Raw genomic sequence first — 18,453 nt, 5'->3', positions numbered from 1 at the left:
GTAGGTGTCTCGATTGCCGAATCAGTACCGAATGATGACTCAGAGACTGGTGTAGGGGATGGTAGCGTGAGGCGTTATGGGTAAATCCGTTTGCCGTCTGGACGGTACTGATCGAACTGGATGACACAGCGGTTTCCCTTGATAATTTCCTTGGTGATATAGCGAACAGCACCTTCAGAGTCTGTCACCGGCTTGAACCATGAGCTGCCATCGGGACAAGACTTCATCACGCTAGCGCATTTCCGATCAGTGGATTCCCAGCATTCCCTGATAGCCTCTTTGAGGTCAAATTCCTCTCTACGGGCCTCGTTACCAATATACTGGGTTGGGTCCTTGATTAGCAGATGGATATGATAGATCCCGGATTGGCAGATTTCCAACGCAGGGATGAGAGTTACAGACTTCTTCGAACGCTTTCCAAAGGTCTTGATGTTGAGGTCCTTGATAAACCTGTCTAGATGTGTAAACCCACCAGGTTGTTCACGGAAAGCCCCAACCGACTGACCGGAGGTCGGTAGTCGAGACTGGCATGGGGCCGGTGCCAGTTGTACTGGTGCAGCCAGGCCGGCAAGTGCTGGCCTCGCTGCTCCGAACTCTCGTAGGACCACGCATACGCCCACTCGCGCAGTGCGGTTTGAATGAACCGCTCTGCCTTGCCATTGGTTCGAGGCGTATAGGGTCGGGTGCGCTTGTGCTTTAGCCTCAGGCGCCGGCACAGACGGTGAAATGCCCGGGATCGGTAGCAGGCACCGTTATCGGTGAGCACCCGCGTGAAACGGACCCCCAGCCTTCGGTAGTAGCGCATGGCGTCCAGCAGCGCGTAACACGCACTCCAGCCGGTTTCATCCGGGTAGCGGGTGCCGAAGGCGACCCGCGAGTGGTCGTCGATGGCGACATGGACATACTCCCACCCGGCGCCACGGGTATTCTGCTGGCGATCACCGGTGACCCGATGCCCCGGTTGCTCGAAGCGGCCGAGCTTCTTGATATCCAGGTGCAGCATCGCTCCCGGAGCGTCATGTTCGTAGCGGTTGACGGGCCGGGCAGGCTCGAGAGCGGCCAACCGGTTCAGTCCCTCGCGCGCGAGGAGTCGCGCGACCGTGCTGTGCCCGATGCCCAGCCGTTCGGCGATCTGGCGATAGGTCTGGCGCTGTCGGCGTCGCTCGATAAGTTGCCCGCGGAGCTCGCCTGAGACCGCATGAGGGCAGCGATAGGGCCGCGACGAGCGGTTCTGCAGCCCGGCCTCGCCCTCTTGCCGGTAGCGGCGTACCCACTTGTAGACGGTCCGTACGCTGACACCCTGCGCTTGGGCGGCCTCCTCGGGCCGGAGTCCATGGTCAACGACGCGGCGGACCAGCAGGGCTCGACCATGCGGAGTGAGACGGGCATTCTTGTGGGTGTTCATCCGGGCCTCCTGGAGAGGTTGGTTGGTTCGCATCTCCAGTCTTTCGGGTAGGCTCCGGATGAACAACCTATCGAGAGATCACATCTAGAAGAAGCTGAGCGTCAGCTTCATTGATCTTTCCTATGAAATTCAATGTCACCATGTGTTCCCAAGAGTGCTTGGAAAGTGATTTGACAACTGCATCGTAGTATTTCTCGTTCTCTGCCTCCTCTTTGATGCTATGAGTTAGTGACACTTCTAGATTGAGATTCCTATGCATTGCGTTGGTCCTCCTTATGATGCTGAATCTGTATAACTATCTATAGGCATGCCTTAACCAAGGCGACCGTTTGGCACCTATGGTCATCCAATGGCTGCACCTAGACGTCGTCCGCGGAAAGTCGCCTGTAGCGTAAAGCCCGCTGGATGCTGCCATTGACCTTGCTGTTACCTCTATTTACTCTCCTTGCGGTATGGTCTGTCTCTAATCTCTCGGAAAAAATATGGAAGATGCGAAGCGATGCCGTGCCTTCGATGAAAAGGCCAAAAAAAGAAACGCTGAGGAGGTCGAGAGGCTTGTCAAGCGGGAAAAGATGACAGTGCGTGATGCTTGTGAGCACTTGCTCATCCATCGAAGCGTCTATTACCGGTGGAGAAAGCAGCTGAGGGCGTATCGAAATGGAGATTTCGAGGCGCTGAAGAGCAAGTCCAAGAGGCCGCATCGGTTAGCCCGCAAGCTGTCAATGGATGTGAGACGTCAGATCATCGATATGGCTGAGTCTGGGGGTTATCGATCGGCCAACGCGATTGCCACACAGATCCGAGATTACGGGAGGGCTATCTCGACCAATACGGTCATCAAGATCCTTCGAGAAGAGGGGCTCTATGGCGAAATCGAGGTCAAGGATGCCCAAGGACGCGTAGTCAGCCGCAAGTCAGGGCTGAATCCACGAGCAAAGTGAAATAGTTGATATTGGAATCGACCGGACCGGCACCTCCTCATCGTCATGGCATCGACTTGTCAACGAGTTCGGGCTTGATGATTGGAGGCAACATATGGACCGACGGTCTCAATAGTGATGTCCGTGCCCACTCAGAGTGGTCATCCTCTATCATGCTCAGTCATCTTCGACTCGCCTTGTCCTGCTGTGTTTCTCTTGCAGCTCGGAGAAAGATAGTGCCTGACCAGAGAGGCGCTTAGAAAAGAGAATTACCGAATCCTTCATTTGAAACTCTATGAGGATGCACGACGGGGCACCCTCGCTCTGTCAACGTCAATGGAGATTGCCCAAATGAGTGTCCTCAGAATCTCGTCGCCTTCGGAGGAATGAGCATCACTGTCGAGGGGGCGAAGCCCCTCTAACTTGGCAGATGTGTCTACATGGCTCTGAGAGCGCATACAGCTGACGATCTTGTGAAGGGTTGGAGATCACCCTTCTAAGGCTGTGAAAAGCCTCCACAGGCCTTCACCTCGCCGATATGAGGCACTGCCATGATCAGGCGTGGGTGTCAGAGATGTGGTTCAGTCAACGGGTTGTTCAAGGCCGAAGTGAAATGCCAACGCGGGCCATGGCGGTACTTGGAAGCCGTTGAGCTCGCCACCCTGGAGTAGGTCGATCGGTTCAATCACCTGCGGCTACTGGAGGCTGCAGGCGATATGCCACCGGCTGAGCGAGAGGCCCTGTACTATTAGTAACAGCGTCAGGTCAAGAAGGCGGCCTGATGCTAACCAACGAGTTTCAGAGAAAGCCGTTACGGTTCACAGAAGGCTGGTGTGAGCTTCTGGACGATCTGGTGGTACCCAGGCTCATAGGGCGCGTTCTTGTCCTCCAGATCGCCCTTCACGAAGCCTTGCTGGCGGGCTTCGACGGCGGAACGAATGAGGATGATCTTGTCGTGCGGAGTGCTTTCGTCGAGGACGAGTTGGAGGGCTGCTACATTGCGAGGAAGGTCTTGCCTGTGCCGGCTGGGCCTGTGGCGGTGATCAAGGGCACCTCATCGAAGACCAAGCGGAGGAAGGCTTCCTGATTGAGGTTCGAGGGCTGGAGGGAGCATAGGTCATGCGGGGTGAACTTTTTGCGCTTACCGAGGGATTCGGATGCTTCAGGGCTTTCGTGCTTGGTGTCGAGTTTGGGCTTGCGTTTTGCCATGGATGTCATTCCTTTTCGTTTGAGCCTTAGGAGGCTGTCCCTATTTACCCTCGTCAATCCCCTTTCAGCGCTCCCGATGGCATCCTCACTCGCCCCCTCTTGGTAACAAGATATATCTATATTCACAGTACGCTCAGACGGTTTAGGACAGATGAGGGAGGGGAGGAGGCCCCTGAACATGACGATTGGTAACAAGATATATCTATATTCACAGTACGCTCAGGGATAAATATAGGCACAGACAAACGAAAGGAGACCAATTCAAATGATCGAGGCAAGTGACCTGAGGACCATCATTCGCGACACGCTGGGTGCCAATAACACAGGAAGGCATATCGGTCAAGAAGCCATTGACCTGATTCAGATGATCTTCTGGATGGAGACCGGTGGGGAGTTCGTATTCGGTTCTGGGTATCCTGAGCGCCATGGCTTCATGCAGATGACCCGTCAGAACGTCGATGACGTCATTATGGAGACGATCCGTCCCTGTGACAGGTTCGCGGAAGGGCTGGGGGATGCGTGCCTTGTAGACGCTCGTAAGGACGATATCGAGGACATCTTCATCGGAATCTCTTACAGCTGGCATTACCATCCGCACTGGATCTTGAGGGGAAAGTCACGCACAGCAATCCAGTTGCGAGTTCACCCCTGCGGAGAACTCCTTGAGCACATCGCGCACCCGCGCCGACATGTCGCCGTAGAGCCCGTAGTTGGACGAGAGCAGGCGGATGCGGCCCTGGTTGACCCACTGCTGTAGCTCGAAGGCTGGGGTGCCCATCTCGACGCCCAGGGCCTTGAGCTCGTTGGAGCGGGCGATCACGCATCCGTCGTTTTTGGACATCACGCCCACCGGCACGCCCTCGAGCCGCGGCTGGAAGACGCGCTCGCAGCTCACGTAGAAGTTGTTGCAGTCAACCAGCCCAATCATACGGCGTACTCGTGGATGACCGAGCGCACCACGCCCCACACCTGGCAGTCCAGGTCTGCCACCGGGATCGGCGCATAGCGACTGTTGCCAGAGCACAGGTAGGGCCGCTTACCGATCGTCTCGTAGCGCTTCACGATCACCTCGCCGTCGAGCAGGGCGACAACGATATGCCCGGGGCGAGAGTCGATGGAGCGGTCCACCACTAGGGTGTCGCCGTCCTGGATGCCGAAGTCGACCATGCTGTCGCCGGTGACGGTCATGAAGAACGTGGCGGCAGGGCGCTTTACCAGCCGCTCGTTGAGGTCGAGCGTGCGGCCGACGTAGTCCTCTGCCGGTGAGGGAAAGCCGGAGATGCCGGCGCGGATGGTGGCCAGCGGATGGGGCAGGGCGCGGTATGGCGGTGCCGAATGCGGATGGTGGATCTCGGGATCGCACATGGCGGTGCCTCTCGTCAAAGACTGTTCGTTTGTACAGCATTCGACACCGGCGCACCCTTAGGCAAACGCTAATATGAGCACAGGCTAGGGGACGCAGGCGGCCGGGCCCGGCTTGGCGCGGCTGGTGGCAGGATCACGAATTGGCAGTGACGACATGCGAGTGAGCTACCTGGGCCCGGCGTGTCTGGGCATCGACCACCCCACGCTGAAAGGCTATGATCTGACGCGCTTCAAGCCCACCTGCCACCTGGTGGAGATGAGCGATGACGCCGGCGTGGGCGGCCCGCTGATGGAAGGTGACTTGCTGGTGGTCGACGAGCAAAAGCCCGCTCAGCATGCCGACATGGTGGTGGAGCTTGACGGCAAGCAGCGATTGTAAACAGGCCATCGGATTGCTGATGCTCACCTCTGGACGGCAGGAGTCGATCTGGGCGAGGCATTCGGAGCTGCGTGGTGTGGCGCGTCGATCCCCTCGGACGGATATCCTCCAGCGCCCTTGGTGGGTACTGGTTGACGAGGACGAGCAGCTGGTGAAAGAGATCCTCGAACGGTATCAGCTTGAACCGTCCCGGAATTCCCGGAGGCTATCGCTTTGAGAATCGAGCAGGTGGTGCGCCAGCGGAGTGGGGAGCTCCTCTTGCAGGAGGGAGTCGGTGTTGGCGCTTCAAGTGCTCCCCCTGAATTCCCCCAGAGGTGATATGTAAGTCGGCAATTCATTGAAATATATGGATAATAATCTACGCGATGAGCCGTTGAAGGGGACAGGACTTCCCTGGCTTCAACTTGGTGGTGCTCACATGCTTGCCGCTGCTCTCACCGCACAGTCTGCTCTCCCGCATAGCGCCTGCTGCCGGGATGTCTGTTCGGTGCTGACGTCAGCCCTCGCGGATCCCGTATACACAGAGAAAGATTCCTCCCAGCCGTGCGTACCTCGAGTTGCCGGCAGAGGTCACGTCGCAGGCGCCTCGGGCCGCACCGGTGACCCTCTCTGTTCGGCTGAGCACTGCTGCGATCATACCACTCCTCTCCTGCCTCGGATGGACTAGGCTGGGGGCCAAAGAGATGGCGTCCCGTTAAAGTGGGCGAACGGCCGGCACACGCTGAACACTTCAGACCAACGCCAGGAGGTTGACGATGGAGCTTGAAGGCAAGCTAGTGGTGAAGGTGGCTACGGAGGCCGGTGTGAGGCGCTTCGAGATGCCGGGGCACGCCTGGAGCCATGAGGAAGGGGACTTGGACGAAGGGTGCCTGATGCGTCACCTGGACTTCCCTGAAGCTGGGGTGGTGGTAGCCCTTGAGGACGGCGGGGCGGCCTTCTATCCCATACGCTTCGATGATCCCGAGCTTGAGGTCCAGATTGTCTCAAACACGCTGCGCGTCCCGCGCCGTTTTCTGTCCTTGGATCCGGAAATGGACGTCTAAGCGTCCCATTGAAGTCCTGCCACCATAGTTTCGTGATCGAGCCAACCGCGGAGCTTTTGCGTTCCCCGCGGTGGCTGCTACCTGGCTGATGGTACGTTCACTTGCTAGCCCTCGAGGTGTTCGTACCAGCCGCGATCAGTACCGCGGTGACTCTTCCTGGAATGTGCCCTGGCCTGAGTCCTCGCCGCGCCGCTTCGGCTCGGTTCATCGACTCGGGGCCACCGGTGCGGTATCAGCCGGCTAAGCTTGCTCCAATAGCGTCGAGTGGTGATCTGCCTTGACCTGCCCTGATCTGCCTCTTCTGAGTAGGCTCAGGCAGCATCTGGTACTCGGAGGCGTGGCCGCAGCGATGGCAGGTGAGTTGATAGCGGTTCCGACTCATCGGCCTCACGTCGAACTCCCTCCACGCATTCCCAGCCGCCGGTCGGATCTCGATGCATCCGCAAGGGCACATCATCACCCAACCGCCACATGGATCGGGAATCAGGTTGATCTTGTGCATGCCGGCATCTCCTCGCCCTTCCTGGATGACAGCAGGATAGGTAGCCGCGAGCAGAAACGGTGTAAGCGATCGCCAACTCTGGTTGTGCGTAGATCCGGCACCGTGCTGCGTGAAGATCCTGACTGACGAGGGCCGTCGTCGATCTCCTACGGCCGGTGCCCTTGAGGCCCGCTAGAGTTATGAGCGACGTTACGCTCCTAGTGTCAGGCCAGGGACGGCCGCCCCATCGAGGCTATCCTCCCTGTATATGTGGACGCTTCGCGCTCTTCAGTCCCTACCCGAAGCTCTCAGCGGCCCTTCGAATGCCGCTAGAGCCCAGTGATATTCGGCCCCGCTACAACGTCGCGCCCGGTACTTGGATTGCCGCTATACGGCATCCGGAGCAGGGCGCGCCACTTGTTTTAGACGAGGTGTGGTGGGGCTACCGGCCTCACTGGGCCAATGAGGGTGCGCCGGAGCCGATCAACGCTAAGAGCGAGCGTGTCGCCGTCTCCAATTACTTCCGCGCGGCGTTCGCCCATCACCGCTGCCTGGTGCCGGCGGACGGCTGGTACGAGTGGGCTTGGAAGCCCGGCGGCAAGCAGCCCTACTACCTCAACCGCCGGGATAACGAGCCGCTGTGGCTCGCCGCCATCTGGACCGAGCGCCCGTACGGCGCTCCGGGCTGTGCCATTCTCACCGAGCCCGCCCGCGGCGTGGCCAAGAAGATCCACCCACGCATGCCCGTGGCCCTCGCCGACGATAGCCTCGAGCCTTGGCTCGATCCCCGCCTAACCGACCGCGAGATCCTACGGCACACGATTCACCATCTCGACGATGGCCTGCTGACCGACTGGCCCGTGAGCCGAGACGTCAATCGCCCCGACAATGACGACCCCAGCCTGATCGAGCCTGCTGACAATCAGGATCAGTGATCACCTACGGAACTGTGCTGTCCCGGGCGCTAGGGTAGGGGTGTGACGTCAGGCGTCCGCGATCCCGGCCACGGGACCGCCGCCAGGGAGGCAGGCCGGCGTCACCCCTTTCCTCGAGCCGCATCCGGCCAAGGACGGCCATCCCTCATACCGACATCCGCCGCACCACCTGCCCGGCTGGCGTCGCCTAGTCCTTGGCCTCCCGCATACCCCCTCCAGTCCGACCTGGAGGGAGCGTAGGCACCAGCCACAGCAGCGACGGCACCAGGACCCTACAGCTCCCCGGCGGCGGAACGCTTCGCGCCAGGGGCAGGGTGTGGCCGTGGGGCTCAAGGCATTCGTGCAGGCGGGGAAGTGAAGGGCGAAGCCCCGGCGCTGACGGATGTGACGGTGGAGGTGTGACAGGCATACGAAAAAAGGGGCCCGTAGGCCCCTTCGCTTCTGTGGCAGGTTTACAGGTCCAGCTTAAGCTGCCCTGTCGGGACAAGAATCGGCCAGGCCTTCTTCCCATAGTGGCGAGCATGCTGCACTTCGCCGGTCTTCGGGTCTGTCCGAGTAGCCCGGAAGATCAAGGTGTAGCCCTCGGGCACATCGATCCTGTTGGCCATCGTCACGGTACTCCGTGCAATCACAGCTTCCGACACGGAACTGCCGCCACGTCTGGTTACAAATTTTTTTTGCAACCTCGGTGATCGATACGCTAGGCTTCGAATGCCACTTCAAAGGTAGCGTACAGCTACGACAGAGCAACAAGGCTGTGGTGGTCATGTTGCTTTTCTCAGGGCCACATGGTGCGCCAACACCGTGTGGCTCATCTATTTGCGTCCAGAATTTTCTTTCTGATCCTGGCTGAGGACAGAGAGACGCCGAATCTCGATACAAGTTCATGTTCTGTGAGTCCCCTAGCGTGATGTGCCGGCATGAGAAATTCCGCCGCGAACGTATCTGCTTGCCATTCTGAATCACAGTACGGTTTATGGGGCTTGCCCGGTGAATGGGCGCGTGACATTCCCTGGACGTCACTGCCGTGTAAGAGAAGGTGCCCAACTTCATGAGCTAGCGTGAAGCGAGCTCGTGGATCGCCGTCACATATTCCTTCATACGTTCTTTGCGTGAGAACTATCCGATTGTCATCGGGGAAAGCGCACGCATCTTCATCCCGCTGAAGGTATGGCATTTCGGGATCATCGACATGGAAGTGAACTCCGTATTTGTACAGAGTGCCTTCAAGAAACTCCCCCATGTCGATGTTGTCCTCGTGAATTTCGAGGATGTCTCGGAAGCCAAGTGCTAACCTTCTGATTTTTTTGGTGCTTTGGGGTTTGACTGGTACCCCTCGGCGACGGTAGTTTGATCCCGAGCTCATACTCACTCCTGTGATAGAAGGTCTTCAAGCTTTTTCAGCATATCAGCCCTTTTGTTGGAGTCGGCATCGGGTATTCTTCGCGCAAAGGCAGCGAGGACACCGCGCTCATCCATATTAAGCTGATCTACATTAAGTGTGCTCCGAGATTTGTCGGCAGCACGCGTGATTTGATCGTTTTCATTGAGGCCCTCATTTTCAAAGAATCTGCATGTTTTCTGAATTATGTCATCTGTAATTGGTCGCTTACCTACCTCTATTGCAGAGAGGTAGGCAGAAGAGCAACCGATGTAATCGGCCATGTCTTTCATTCGGCAACCAACTTCAAGGCGAAGCTTTCTAACGCAGAGCCCGAAAGGTGTTAGTTGCATACATCGTCCTCCGTTGCGCTCGACCAGTGTTGGCGAGCAGGGCGCCTTTGGTGACGCATGTTAAGTTGTAGCGCAAGGAGGTGCATACTGTCAACAAATTTGTGAAATCCCTGCTCAGCTCAGGTGATATCATAGTGCTGTCTCATAGTCTCATGTCACGAGCTACCTGCCCTGGTGCCGCACTTTGATCGGGGGCTACCCTCCAAATCCCTTCAACCACGTCTTGGCCGCGCTCTAGCAGATATACGAGCCCGCCGGCGTTCCAATACTTGGCATGCTCGTCGAGCGCATCAAGCCGAATCCTCTCGCTGACCAGCCGCCCCTGCCAGATCACGTGATATTCCACCACCCGGCCGCGGAGTGGATGTGCCCGCCGAATGCTGATCCAGCCCTTCGCCTCGAGTCTCTTCCGCCACTTAGTCAGCCGGTACCGCAGCGTGTCGTCCATCGCCGGAATCTCACACCGCCTCGTTCGGGTTCCGGCTGACCATCACCTCGCCGCTATCCAGGCGCGTGAGGTCGACGTTGCCTTGGGTCTCGAACTCCTCGAGCAGCCGCTCCCAATCCTCGGGCTCGTCATCGGGCTGCGGGGTCAGGGTCACCTGGTACTGCTGCCGGTACGTCGCCGCCTCGCGCTGCTGCTGGATCCGCCGGCCGAGCTGCTCGTAGCTGGTGGGAGTGTGCTGATCCATGGCGCCTCTCCCTGTCTTTACTGGATGGGTATCCAGTATCGGCAGGGCGGAGCGGGGGGCAAGGGGAAGGGCCAACGCCCTGTGAGGGCAGGGCGTGGGGCATAAATGGGGCAGACTGGACGCCATTCCATGCCATCCGGTGGGGTAGGGCGGTGGTGGCAGATGGTTGATCAGGCCGGCAACGGTGCGGGTTCCCGGTTGCTGGCGCTGGATGCCCGTCCATATGCGGCCATCATCGGCGTATTGTGCAATGAGGTCGCGTCAATGCCTTCTTCCCTACCTCAGCCTCTCAAGAACCGTGCACTCGCAGTTCTCTTGGCCTATCTGGTCAATACGTATGCGATACCTGGCGACTTGGGAAACCCCGTTCTCCGTTGATACTCGCTCTCGCATATCAACGAGGTCGCATGTGTTTCCGATGGCAAGATCGTCCTCGTGCAGAGCGATCATCTCGCGGGACACCGTGACCCTGTCTCCAATCTCCATACGGCACGCCTCCTGTCCATGCCACAAGTTCTTGGCAGCGCCAGGGCCGCCGTTATCCACGGCCTGAAGATAGCAGGAGGGGAGCTGGATCTCTCAACGGCTGTCGCCGGAGGCGTGATACAGACTCCGATTTTTGAGCCAGGGGTTTCGTGCAACATACCGATTCAGAAAGACAATCCAGAGGGCAGGAGTACCATGTGTGAGCTACGTCTACGCCGATCCGCCTCAGCGCTGCCGAGTGATGTGAATCAGCTTGGAGTAATGTGAATCGAGGAGCTGTTTTTCAGCCTGGGTTAGCGCACGAAGCACGGGATATGTATCTGAAACAGGATCAAGGACTGATTCCCGAACCTCAAGGTACCTGATTCTCTCCACCTCGCTGGCGTGACGAGCATATCGCGCCCACTCGCACTTGCTCACCTTTGACTTGTAGAGGGCTACAGCTTCGATCCCGGTGTTCGCTGGGGAGTCTGGTATGCCTGACCTCTGATCGTAATCTCTTAGGGCGCGCCAAATAGGGTAACGGGCTTCGTTTCTCTCTCGTCGCTTGTCTCTACCGATCGCAAGTCGATTGCCAATCAGCCCACCGAACAGAATGCCGAGGATTGTGTATGCCAGCTCGCTCCACCACATGGTTTTCTCCTCCGTGAGTCACCCAGTTAGAGTGCCGCAAAACCCAGCCGTCACGCCAGCAAGCATGCGGATCGCATCTGCTGGATATGCCCACCCAGCTGGGTGAAATCTCAGGCAGGAGGGTAGGTTAGGGAGGGTAGGGGGTAACATTGGCAGAGTCCCGCGCCCACCTCGAACCGGTGACCGACGCCAACGGCGTGACCTGGAACGGTGGCTTCGACTCTGCCCTCAAGATCAAGGGTGCAGTGGACATGGCCGAGTTCGCCGGACAGTCCGAGATCGCCCTCTACGACCTGGAGACCGCCGAGCACGTCTTCACTCTGGTCGAAGGGAAGCAGGTGGCCGCCGCCATTGGCGCTGTGTTCCAGGAGAAGATCGCCCCCAAGCAAGCGGCGTATCGCCCTGGTCGCCATCGACCTCGAGGCGGCTGACGCCCGCGACCACAGCTCCGCGGTCACGTCGGCGGTGAGGGTGAAGCGGTACACGCCCCCCGGCGGCTGTGGACCTCGACCACCAGCACCGCCCGTTCGTCCTTGAGGAGCTCGAGCCAGTACCGGAAGCGGGGGATGTCGGAGATCTCCATGGGCGAATGCCGAGCTTAGCGCCTTTCACCGAACAGGAGCGCTCGACGCTTGAAGTCGACCAGCATGGCGCCTCTGAGGTTGTCCCTCGCGACTTCATGGACGAGGCCAGCATCGTACAAGGCCTGTGCGTACCCATGCCCATAGTGCCGCGCCCGGTCGTAGGTCAGCTCGTCGGTTGCTGCCTCCATCCTGGAGGCAATACTCCGCCAGCGTTGCAGCGTCTCGGGGCAGTTGGGCAGGAACTCTTCCAGCTCTTGGAGGGTATACATGGGGCTACTCCGCTTTCGTATCGGCCAGGGACAGTTCCAGGGTAGCCAGGGTGGTCAACTTCCCCTAGGAAACAGGCTGATCAGAGTGAAAGGAGAGACTAGGGTGGTAAGGCCAAGCCACCGAATGAGCAATCTCATAGCATCAAGTTTTTCGGTCACACGCATCTCGGACGCCGAGCTCGGCACGGTGAAGGTCTCGGACTACCACATCATCGGCGCCATCGGCCGTGACCAGGAGCTGCAGGCGGTAGGCGATGACCCTCGCTCGGGAAACTACGTGGTCGTGAAGCCGGACAGGAGGATGCCGCCGCTGGTCTCCCGCGACCAACCTGGCACCGACATCACCCCGGAGATCCTGCTGATCGAGGTCGACGACCCGGACGACCAAGCCACGATTGACCAGCTCAAGGAGAAGTTGGGGGCGTAAAGCTGAGAACATGGTGACAGAGGAGCGACCGCCCGAGGTGGGGGAACACCCAGGGCGGCCGCCGAACCCGCAGAGCATGCCTGCAAGCCATCGGCGCATCACGACCTCCAGAAACGAGAACACCCCAACGAGGTGCCGGAGCAAGGGGAAGACTGAGTCAGCCCAGCCCGGCGTGGGCCTGGTGGATCTCGGCTTTCAAGTCGCTAGAGCGCTTGTGAAACTCGTTGAGCTTTCCGGCGGCATAATCGAGTGCCTGGTCTTCCTTCTCCTGCTCGTCGTCGAGATCACGCACGAACCGGTCGAACAGGAACTGGACGACCGTCAGCTCGTAGACCTGCTGATCAGCCTCGGAAAGGTAGAACTTGACCAGCGTTGCGAGCCGGTTCGCGGCCGGAAGATGGTCATGGATGCCTAGCTGCTGCTGCGCCTACCGGCGCACCTCCGTGGCGTTGAGGTGCTTGAGCATATCCCGCACAGTGACCATCTGCCCGGTGCGAGTGGTTATGACCTCATCCAGCGCGGAGTAGGCCTCCTCCAGCTTGCTGCGTCGGAGGGCATTGTTGTTTGCCTTCACGGTGGCTTGGTAGGCGCCCCAGGCACCAATCCCAGCACCGCCAGCAGCTCCCACCAGGGTGGCCAATGCGGTCAACCCGTCGCCAGCGTCAAGCCCGCCGGCGGTCAGTCGTGCCTGGCACTGGTGAAGTAGGAAGAGCAGTGTTTCCATAGTGTCGCGTCCTTGCGGTGGGGATACCACGCTAGCGCGCCGACACAGGAAACGAAAGCGCCCCTGCGGGTGACGTGGCGCGGGTAAAGTGGCTGCTCCGGCAGTCGGCTCCGCGAGGTGCTGATCTTCAACTGGGACGTAGAAGCCGAGCCGGCGGGGCTGTTCTGAGAGTGAGCATCATAGGGAAGGATGATCGGATGGTTCAGGAAGTACCTTTCGAGACAGCGGGGGAGCTGATCGACTATATTTCGCCCCTGCATCAAGACCGTTGGCCCCGAGGGTGCTATGTGTTCCGGGGGCAGCCTTGTGCTAGCTATGTGTTAGCACCTGCCGCATATCGGACCCACGGCCCCCTTGCGGTTGGCAAAGTACTCGACTGGCTTGATCCTGTTGCTGCGACGCAGGTCTACTACGAGCTCTCCCTTCTGGAGAAGTTCATCGCAGCCTGTGATGCCTCCGGAACCGCTTTGACAGGTGACTCGCTTGCGGTGCGAGATGTGCTCAAGGACGGGAACCGTTACCTCTATGAGCCCAGCCTGTGGCCCCCTCGAGAGCTATATCCCCTTCTAGCTACCGCTCAGCACCATGGAGCCCCTACCTGCTTGCTCGACTGGACCTGGCGCTCCTATGTAGCAGCTTATTTTGCCGCCTCTGGGGCTCTCCAGCTCAATATGGAAGAGCGCTTTGCCATCTGGGGCTTGAATATCAAGCACAAGGAGAAGTGGGAAGACCTCTCGTTCATTGAGATGCCCGGCAGTACTAGTGCGAACCTGGCTGCCCAATCTGGGGTCTTCACGGTCTCCACGATCCGCGCGACAGGTGGCGAACGGTATGAATCAACTTCCCTTGAAAATCAGAGAGATATATATCGTCATCAGACCGCTGACCAACCTGGGTTAGTCAAGATGACACTACCAGCTCACCAGGCGTCTCAGGTCCTACTGCTGTGCTCTGACCTGGGCGTCAAAGGATCGGTACTGTTCCCAGGCTATGAAGGGGCAGCCAGGGAAGTGAAGGACTATGCCTACTGCCTTCGCCAGTAGCGACTGGTCGCATGAACCCGCTGTGCCAAAGAATCTGCCAACCTGGGCTCAGCGGCTCTAGCGGGGCAGTGCCAAGGATGACGCGCGATTACATATAAGTGTCTGTTTTTTTTATTTTTGATTGTCGAGGTGACTGGATTCGAACCCGCGACCATTGCAACCCTATGGCACCGCGCTACGCTTGCGCGACCCTCTTCTTGAATGCCAATCGGTCTAGGTCCGTGAAACCTCGCTCCAGAGCGTCCAGGTAGTCGCAGTACCACTGTATCTTCTCGGCCCGGTGTTACAGCTATTCGGCCTGGTTGGAGATTCTCTCAAGCCCCTTCTGCGTGTGGGCCAACATCGCCTCCGTCAGTCCGCCGGCCAGCCGTGTTCGGGAAGCGCAGCTTCCTAGAGGTGTGATGCGACCCGTTGACACGTCTACCTGACCACCATTTCAAGCCGTGGCTGCGGGGGGGGGGCATAGGGGGGCATAGGGGGGCATGCTACACTTGTTGGTCAATGGCCCGGTGAGAGGAACGCGGTCCAGTGCCTCAGGGAGCCGGAGACGTATCGTCTTGAGAATCGAGCAGGCTGTGCGCAAGCGGAGTGGGATCGCGCGTCCTGGTGGAGGGAGTTGGTGTCGGTTCTTCAAATGCTCCCCCTGAATTCCCCCTGAGGTGAAGATGCTTTATGCAAACCATTGAAATATATAGATTATAATCCAGTCGATGAGCCGTTGAAGGGGACTCATAATCCCTTGGTCGCTGGTTCGAGTCCAGCTGGGCCCACCAATATCAGGCAGTGCGGCGGCGCTCTCGTGTTCCTTCCGCCACCTCCCGGCACCGGCCCTCATGGCATGTATCTCCCCACTCATCGTGCCCAGCGGCGGCTCGCGGACGTCTCACACCACAAGCGCTCCCGGCCTACGTCAGGCATAGCCGATCTCTCACATTCAGGTCAGCTCCTTCCAATTAGCTTGGTGTGATCTAAGGGAGGAGTGCGAATGGATAACATCGACCTATTGCCGGATCCCCTGCATGAGGGGTGGATCTTGTCGTGCCAGTGCGGGTGCAAGGAGATACGCCCGGCAGCCGTGACGACCTGGTTGGATTTCGAGGTGTTGGCGTTGTCCGAGATCCGCTTCCAGGTTACCTGCTTGTCCTGCGGCGGTCAGGCACAGCTGGAGGTAAGCGAGGACGAGCAGGATGCGCCCGAGGAGGCTGGTTCGGGTTGATGAGGTGGGATTTGGGGCGACCGACAGCCGTGTCGGTCGCCCCTTGTTGTTGGTTCATTGCCGGCTAGCGTGAAAGGGGAGTGGCCCCGGGCGCGTGGCGGCGCCATCGCGCACTGAAGTGCGCTCCTACGAAGGGCATGCTATCGCGCACTGAAGTGCGTTCCTACGAAGGGCATGCTATCGCGCACTGAAGTGCGTTCCTACGAAGGGCATGCTATCGCGCACTGAAGCGCGCTCCCACGAAAAGCGCTCCCACCAGGCAGTTCACGCCGAGGCGGGAGGCTCTCTGTTGCGTCCGGTCCTCGTCGCTATGTCAGTGCCAGGTACGGCTGGCTTTGCTGCCGGTCGTCGTTGAGCCTGAAGCTGCCGACCAGTTCCGCCAGGCGGTCGGCTTGTTCGCGCAGCTGCTCGGCGGCGGAGGTGGACTCTTCCGCCAGGGCGGCGTTCTGCTGGGTCATGCGGTCGAGCTCGGCGACGGCGATGTTGACCTGGCCGATGCCGTCGCTCTGCTCGGTGGTGGCGTGGCTGATCTCGCCGAGCATGCCGGCGACGCGATTCACCACCTCGACGAGTTCGTGCATGGCGCTGCCGGCGTCGCGCACCAGCCGGGTGCCGCCCTGGACCTTCTCGCCGGAGGCTTCGATCAGGCCGCGAATGTCCCGCGAGGCCTCGGCGCTGCGCGTGGCCAGTTGGCGCACCTCGTCGGCCACCACCGCGAAGCCCTTGCCGCTCTCGCCGGCGCGGGCCGCTTCCACCGAGGCGTTGAGGGCCAGCAGGTTGGTCTGGAAGGCGATGTCGTCCATCACCTTGATGATGTTGCCGATGCGCTCGGAGGCCTGCTGGATGTCGCCCATGGTGGTGACCACGTCGGTCACGGTGTCGCCGGTGCCCCGGGCCAGTTTGGCCGCGGACTGCGAGAGCTGGTTGGCCTCGAGGGAGGACGCCGAGGTGTTTTCCACGGTGCCGGTGATCTGTTCCATGGAGGCCGAGGTCTGCTGCAGGCTGGAGGCCGCCTGGTCGGTGCGCCGCGACATGTCCTGGCCGCCGCTGGCGATCTCCTGGGCGGCGTGGCGAACGGCCTCGCTGCTGCTCCTGACCTCGGCCAGCACGTCGTGCATCTTGTCGGCGAAGGCGTTGAACTGGATGGCGAGTTCGCTGGCCTCGTCCTTGCCCTGCACGGGCAGCCGCAGGGTCAGGTCGCCATCGCCGTCGGCGATCTCGCCCATGGCCTCGGCGGTGCGCCGAATCGGGCGGAACAGGGCGCGCAGCAGCAGCCCGAGCACCGCCAGGCTCGCCAGCAGGATCACCGCGACGAGCAGCATGACCAGCAGCACCGCCCGGTTGAGGTCGGCGAACAGCTCGCCGCGGGGAATCCGCGCGAAGGCGATCCATTCGGTGCCGGGCACCTCGATGGCGGCGACCAGCTGCTCGGCGCCGTCCCCGTCAGTGAGCGTGGTGTAGCGATAGCCGTCGCCTGCCAGCAGTGCGTCGGCCTGGGTCTCCCAACCGGGTAGCTCGGCGATCGGCTGGCCGGCCATGGCGGCGCCCTCGGGATGCACGCTGATGGTGCCTTCCTGGCTGGCGAGGAACACCGTGCCGGTGTCGCCGAGCTGGTAGTTGCCGATCGTCTCCGCCATGGCGTCCAGGGTATAGCCGACACCGGCGATGCCGACGCGCTCGCCGTCGATCTCGACCACATGGTTGATGAAGACCTTGAGCTCGCCACCCTCGGAATCGACGTCCAGGGTGTACTCGGGGGCGCCGGCATCGTCGACCATGGCGTAGAACCAGGCGTCTTGCGCCCGGTCCAGTGTGCGCTCCAGGCCCTCGGCCGTGTAGTAGTGGCCGCTGAGGGCCGAGACGAAGAACACGGTGTTGGCCCCGGTGCGCCGCTGCAGCTCGTCGAGGTAGGTCACGGCGCGCTCGGTGGCCGCCGGGGGCTCGCCCTGGCTCAGCCAGTCCTGCAGGTAGCCGTTGTTGGCCAGGTCCCGGGCGGTGGTGATCGGCCCGGTCAGGGTGGCCGTGATGTCGTTGCGAATGCTCTCGAGCGTGGCCGGCAGTTCGGCGCCGGTGACCCGGTCGGTGATCAGGTCGCTGAACAGACGGTATTGAATGGCCGTCGCTCCGCCGACGATCAGGACCATGCAGAGGCTGACGACGATCATCAGTTTCTGGGCAATGGTGAGATGCTTCACGGTGTTCCCCCTGGCTCCTCGCGCGCCGCCGGGCGCGCTTGATGTTGTTGACTACTTGGTCAACAAGTCATCGGCGGGGCGGGAGAAATCTGTAGGGAAGGCACCGGGTCGGCCGTGAAGGGGAGGGGGGATGTATCGTGGTCGGAGCAGGGGGCGGGCGAAGGTGCGAGTCAGCGCAACACAGGCGGGGCCGCTGGCCGGCCCCGCCTGTCGCCTTGCTGCCTTACTGCGCGGTGATGGTGGTCATCACCAGGTTGCCGTCGATCTTGATCGGGCCGTCTTCCGAGGCGCCGAGGGTGTACTCGAAGATGCCGGTCTCCATGCCGCCTTCCTCGCCGTGAACCATCAGCATCAGCTGGTCGCCGTCGCTGACTTCCTCGGTGAGGATGGCGGTCACGTCCATGTTCTCGCCTTCCTTGAGCGGGGCGTGGCCGACTACCGGCCCCGGCTTCATGCTGTCGTCGGTGCGGTGCACCACCAGCCAGCCGTTGCTGCCCGCCATGACCTTCTCCGCGGAGACCGTGCCGCCGGAGACGGACTGGTCGTCGGCCCAGACTTCCGGATGCATGTCGCCGTGCATCTCCGCCTGGGCCAGGGAAGCGCCGGCGAGCAGTGAAGCGGATACGAATGCGCTTGCCATGAACTTGGTCATCATCATTCTCTCCTAGAGTGCTGAGCACGCCCCATCTTTCGAAGTGGTTGGCGATGGGCGT

The 18,453-nt window shown here is 60.2% G+C and carries 20 protein-coding genes and 2 pseudogenes; 11 read left to right on the top strand and 11 right to left on the bottom strand.

Annotated elements, in window-relative coordinates:
• Positions 1-454: 454 nt before the first annotated feature.
• A complete protein-coding gene (locus ACXAFN_RS02145; RefSeq protein WP_474985783.1) occupies positions 455-1,405 on the bottom strand; it encodes an IS481 family transposase in 951 nt (316 codons plus the stop codon).
• A 482-nt stretch (positions 1,406-1,887) separates the two neighbouring features.
• On the opposite strand from ACXAFN_RS02145, the gene ACXAFN_RS02140 reads away from it, so the two are divergent.
• The 3 genes and pseudogenes from ACXAFN_RS02140 (at position 1,888) to ACXAFN_RS02130 (ending at position 3,412) form a co-directional block, all read left to right on the top strand.
• Positions 1,888-2,346, top strand: coding sequence for a transposase family protein (locus tag ACXAFN_RS02140; RefSeq protein ID WP_474985781.1), 459 nt, complete (start codon positions 1,888-1,890; stop codon positions 2,344-2,346).
• A 560-nt stretch (positions 2,347-2,906) separates the two neighbouring features.
• Positions 2,907-3,077, top strand: a pseudogene (locus tag ACXAFN_RS02135) (IS3 family transposase); the annotation flags it as partial.
• Between the two features lie 29 nt (positions 3,078-3,106).
• A complete protein-coding gene (locus ACXAFN_RS02130) occupies positions 3,107-3,412 on the top strand; it encodes a hypothetical protein (protein WP_474985779.1) in 306 nt (101 codons plus the stop codon).
• 780 nt (positions 3,413-4,192) lie between these two features.
• Here the strand turns inward: ACXAFN_RS02130 and ACXAFN_RS02125 are convergent.
• A pseudogene (locus ACXAFN_RS02125) lies at positions 4,193-4,462 on the bottom strand (Y-family DNA polymerase); the annotation flags it as partial.
• A complete protein-coding gene (locus tag ACXAFN_RS02120; protein ID WP_474985777.1) occupies positions 4,459-4,899 on the bottom strand; it encodes a LexA family protein in 441 nt (146 codons plus the stop codon). The gene ACXAFN_RS02120 and the pseudogene ACXAFN_RS02125, both read right to left, overlap by 4 nt.
• 160 nt (positions 4,900-5,059) lie before the next feature.
• Between ACXAFN_RS02120 and ACXAFN_RS02115 the strand changes: the two genes are divergently transcribed.
• The 3 genes from ACXAFN_RS02115 to ACXAFN_RS02105 all read left to right on the top strand — a co-directional run bounded on the left by ACXAFN_RS02115 (position 5,060) and on the right by ACXAFN_RS02105 (position 7,737).
• Positions 5,060-5,278 carry a hypothetical protein gene (locus ACXAFN_RS02115; RefSeq protein WP_474985776.1) on the top strand — a complete coding sequence of 73 codons (219 nt, stop codon included), beginning with the start codon at positions 5,060-5,062 and terminating at the stop codon, positions 5,276-5,278.
• A gap of 755 nt (positions 5,279-6,033) precedes the next feature.
• Positions 6,034-6,321: a hypothetical protein gene (locus ACXAFN_RS02110; protein ID WP_474985775.1), complete on the top strand. Its 288-nt coding sequence runs from the start codon at positions 6,034-6,036 to the stop codon at positions 6,319-6,321.
• 702 nt (positions 6,322-7,023) lie between these two features.
• Positions 7,024-7,737, top strand: a complete 714-nt coding sequence (locus tag ACXAFN_RS02105; protein WP_474987448.1) for an SOS response-associated peptidase — start codon at positions 7,024-7,026, stop codon at positions 7,735-7,737.
• Positions 7,738-8,548: 811 nt separating this feature from the next.
• On the opposite strand, the gene ACXAFN_RS02100 is transcribed toward ACXAFN_RS02105, so the two are convergent.
• From ACXAFN_RS02100 to ACXAFN_RS02085, 4 genes are all read right to left on the bottom strand, one after another.
• Positions 8,549-8,914 (bottom strand): ImmA/IrrE family metallo-endopeptidase, encoded by a 366-nt coding sequence (locus tag ACXAFN_RS02100; protein WP_474987446.1) that lies wholly within the window; start codon positions 8,912-8,914, stop codon positions 8,549-8,551.
• 191 nt (positions 8,915-9,105) lie between these two features.
• A complete protein-coding gene (locus ACXAFN_RS02095; RefSeq protein ID WP_474985773.1) occupies positions 9,106-9,471 on the bottom strand; it encodes a helix-turn-helix domain-containing protein in 366 nt (121 codons plus the stop codon).
• A 458-nt stretch (positions 9,472-9,929) separates the two neighbouring features.
• Positions 9,930-10,163 carry a DUF1654 domain-containing protein gene (locus tag ACXAFN_RS02090; protein WP_474985771.1) on the bottom strand — a complete coding sequence of 78 codons (234 nt, stop codon included), beginning with the start codon at positions 10,161-10,163 and terminating at the stop codon, positions 9,930-9,932.
• A gap of 711 nt (positions 10,164-10,874) precedes the next feature.
• On the bottom strand, positions 10,875-11,282 hold the full coding sequence (locus ACXAFN_RS02085; protein WP_474985770.1) for a hypothetical protein: 408 nt from the start codon (positions 11,280-11,282) through the stop codon (positions 10,875-10,877).
• 149 nt (positions 11,283-11,431) lie between these two features.
• On the opposite strand from ACXAFN_RS02085, the gene ACXAFN_RS02080 reads away from it, so the two are divergent.
• On the top strand, positions 11,432-11,713 hold the full coding sequence (locus tag ACXAFN_RS02080) for a hypothetical protein (RefSeq protein WP_474985768.1): 282 nt from the start codon (positions 11,432-11,434) through the stop codon (positions 11,711-11,713).
• A gap of 167 nt (positions 11,714-11,880) precedes the next feature.
• Here ACXAFN_RS02080 and ACXAFN_RS02075 read toward each other — a convergent pair whose 3' ends face one another.
• Positions 11,881-12,135, bottom strand: a complete 255-nt coding sequence (locus ACXAFN_RS02075) for a hypothetical protein (protein WP_474985766.1) — start codon at positions 12,133-12,135, stop codon at positions 11,881-11,883.
• A gap of 124 nt (positions 12,136-12,259) precedes the next feature.
• Here ACXAFN_RS02075 and ACXAFN_RS02070 point away from each other — a divergent pair, with 124 nt between their 5' ends.
• Both ACXAFN_RS02070 and ACXAFN_RS02065 read left to right on the top strand, forming a co-directional pair.
• Complete coding sequence (locus tag ACXAFN_RS02070; protein WP_474985764.1) at positions 12,260-12,562, top strand: hypothetical protein; 303 nt, start codon at positions 12,260-12,262, stop codon at positions 12,560-12,562.
• Positions 12,563-12,572: 10 nt separating this feature from the next.
• Entirely contained in the window at positions 12,573-12,977 is a 405-nt protein-coding gene (locus ACXAFN_RS02065; RefSeq protein WP_474985763.1) for a hypothetical protein, read from the top strand.
• A gap of 12 nt (positions 12,978-12,989) precedes the next feature.
• On the opposite strand, the gene ACXAFN_RS02060 is transcribed toward ACXAFN_RS02065, so the two are convergent.
• Positions 12,990-13,286 (bottom strand): hypothetical protein, encoded by a 297-nt coding sequence (locus ACXAFN_RS02060; RefSeq protein WP_474985761.1) that lies wholly within the window; start codon positions 13,284-13,286, stop codon positions 12,990-12,992.
• Positions 13,287-13,483: 197 nt separating this feature from the next.
• On the opposite strand from ACXAFN_RS02060, the gene ACXAFN_RS02055 reads away from it, so the two are divergent.
• Complete coding sequence (locus ACXAFN_RS02055) at positions 13,484-14,329, top strand: FRG domain-containing protein (RefSeq protein WP_474985759.1); 846 nt, start codon at positions 13,484-13,486, stop codon at positions 14,327-14,329.
• Between the two features lie 985 nt (positions 14,330-15,314).
• Positions 15,315-15,545 (top strand): hypothetical protein, encoded by a 231-nt coding sequence (locus tag ACXAFN_RS02050; protein WP_474985757.1) that lies wholly within the window; start codon positions 15,315-15,317, stop codon positions 15,543-15,545.
• A 308-nt stretch (positions 15,546-15,853) separates the two neighbouring features.
• Here ACXAFN_RS02050 and ACXAFN_RS02045 read toward each other — a convergent pair whose 3' ends face one another.
• Both ACXAFN_RS02045 and ACXAFN_RS02040 read right to left on the bottom strand, forming a co-directional pair.
• Positions 15,854-17,740: a methyl-accepting chemotaxis protein gene (locus tag ACXAFN_RS02045; protein WP_474985756.1), complete on the bottom strand. Its 1,887-nt coding sequence runs from the start codon at positions 17,738-17,740 to the stop codon at positions 15,854-15,856.
• Between the two features lie 223 nt (positions 17,741-17,963).
• A complete protein-coding gene (locus ACXAFN_RS02040) occupies positions 17,964-18,395 on the bottom strand; it encodes a DUF7282 domain-containing protein (protein WP_474985754.1) in 432 nt (143 codons plus the stop codon).
• Positions 18,396-18,453 lie beyond the last annotated feature (58 nt).

The sequence above is a fragment of the Halomonas sp. ABH4_019 genome (genome assembly GCF_056159885.1).
This window is presented reverse-complemented; position numbering and strand designations above follow the sequence as displayed.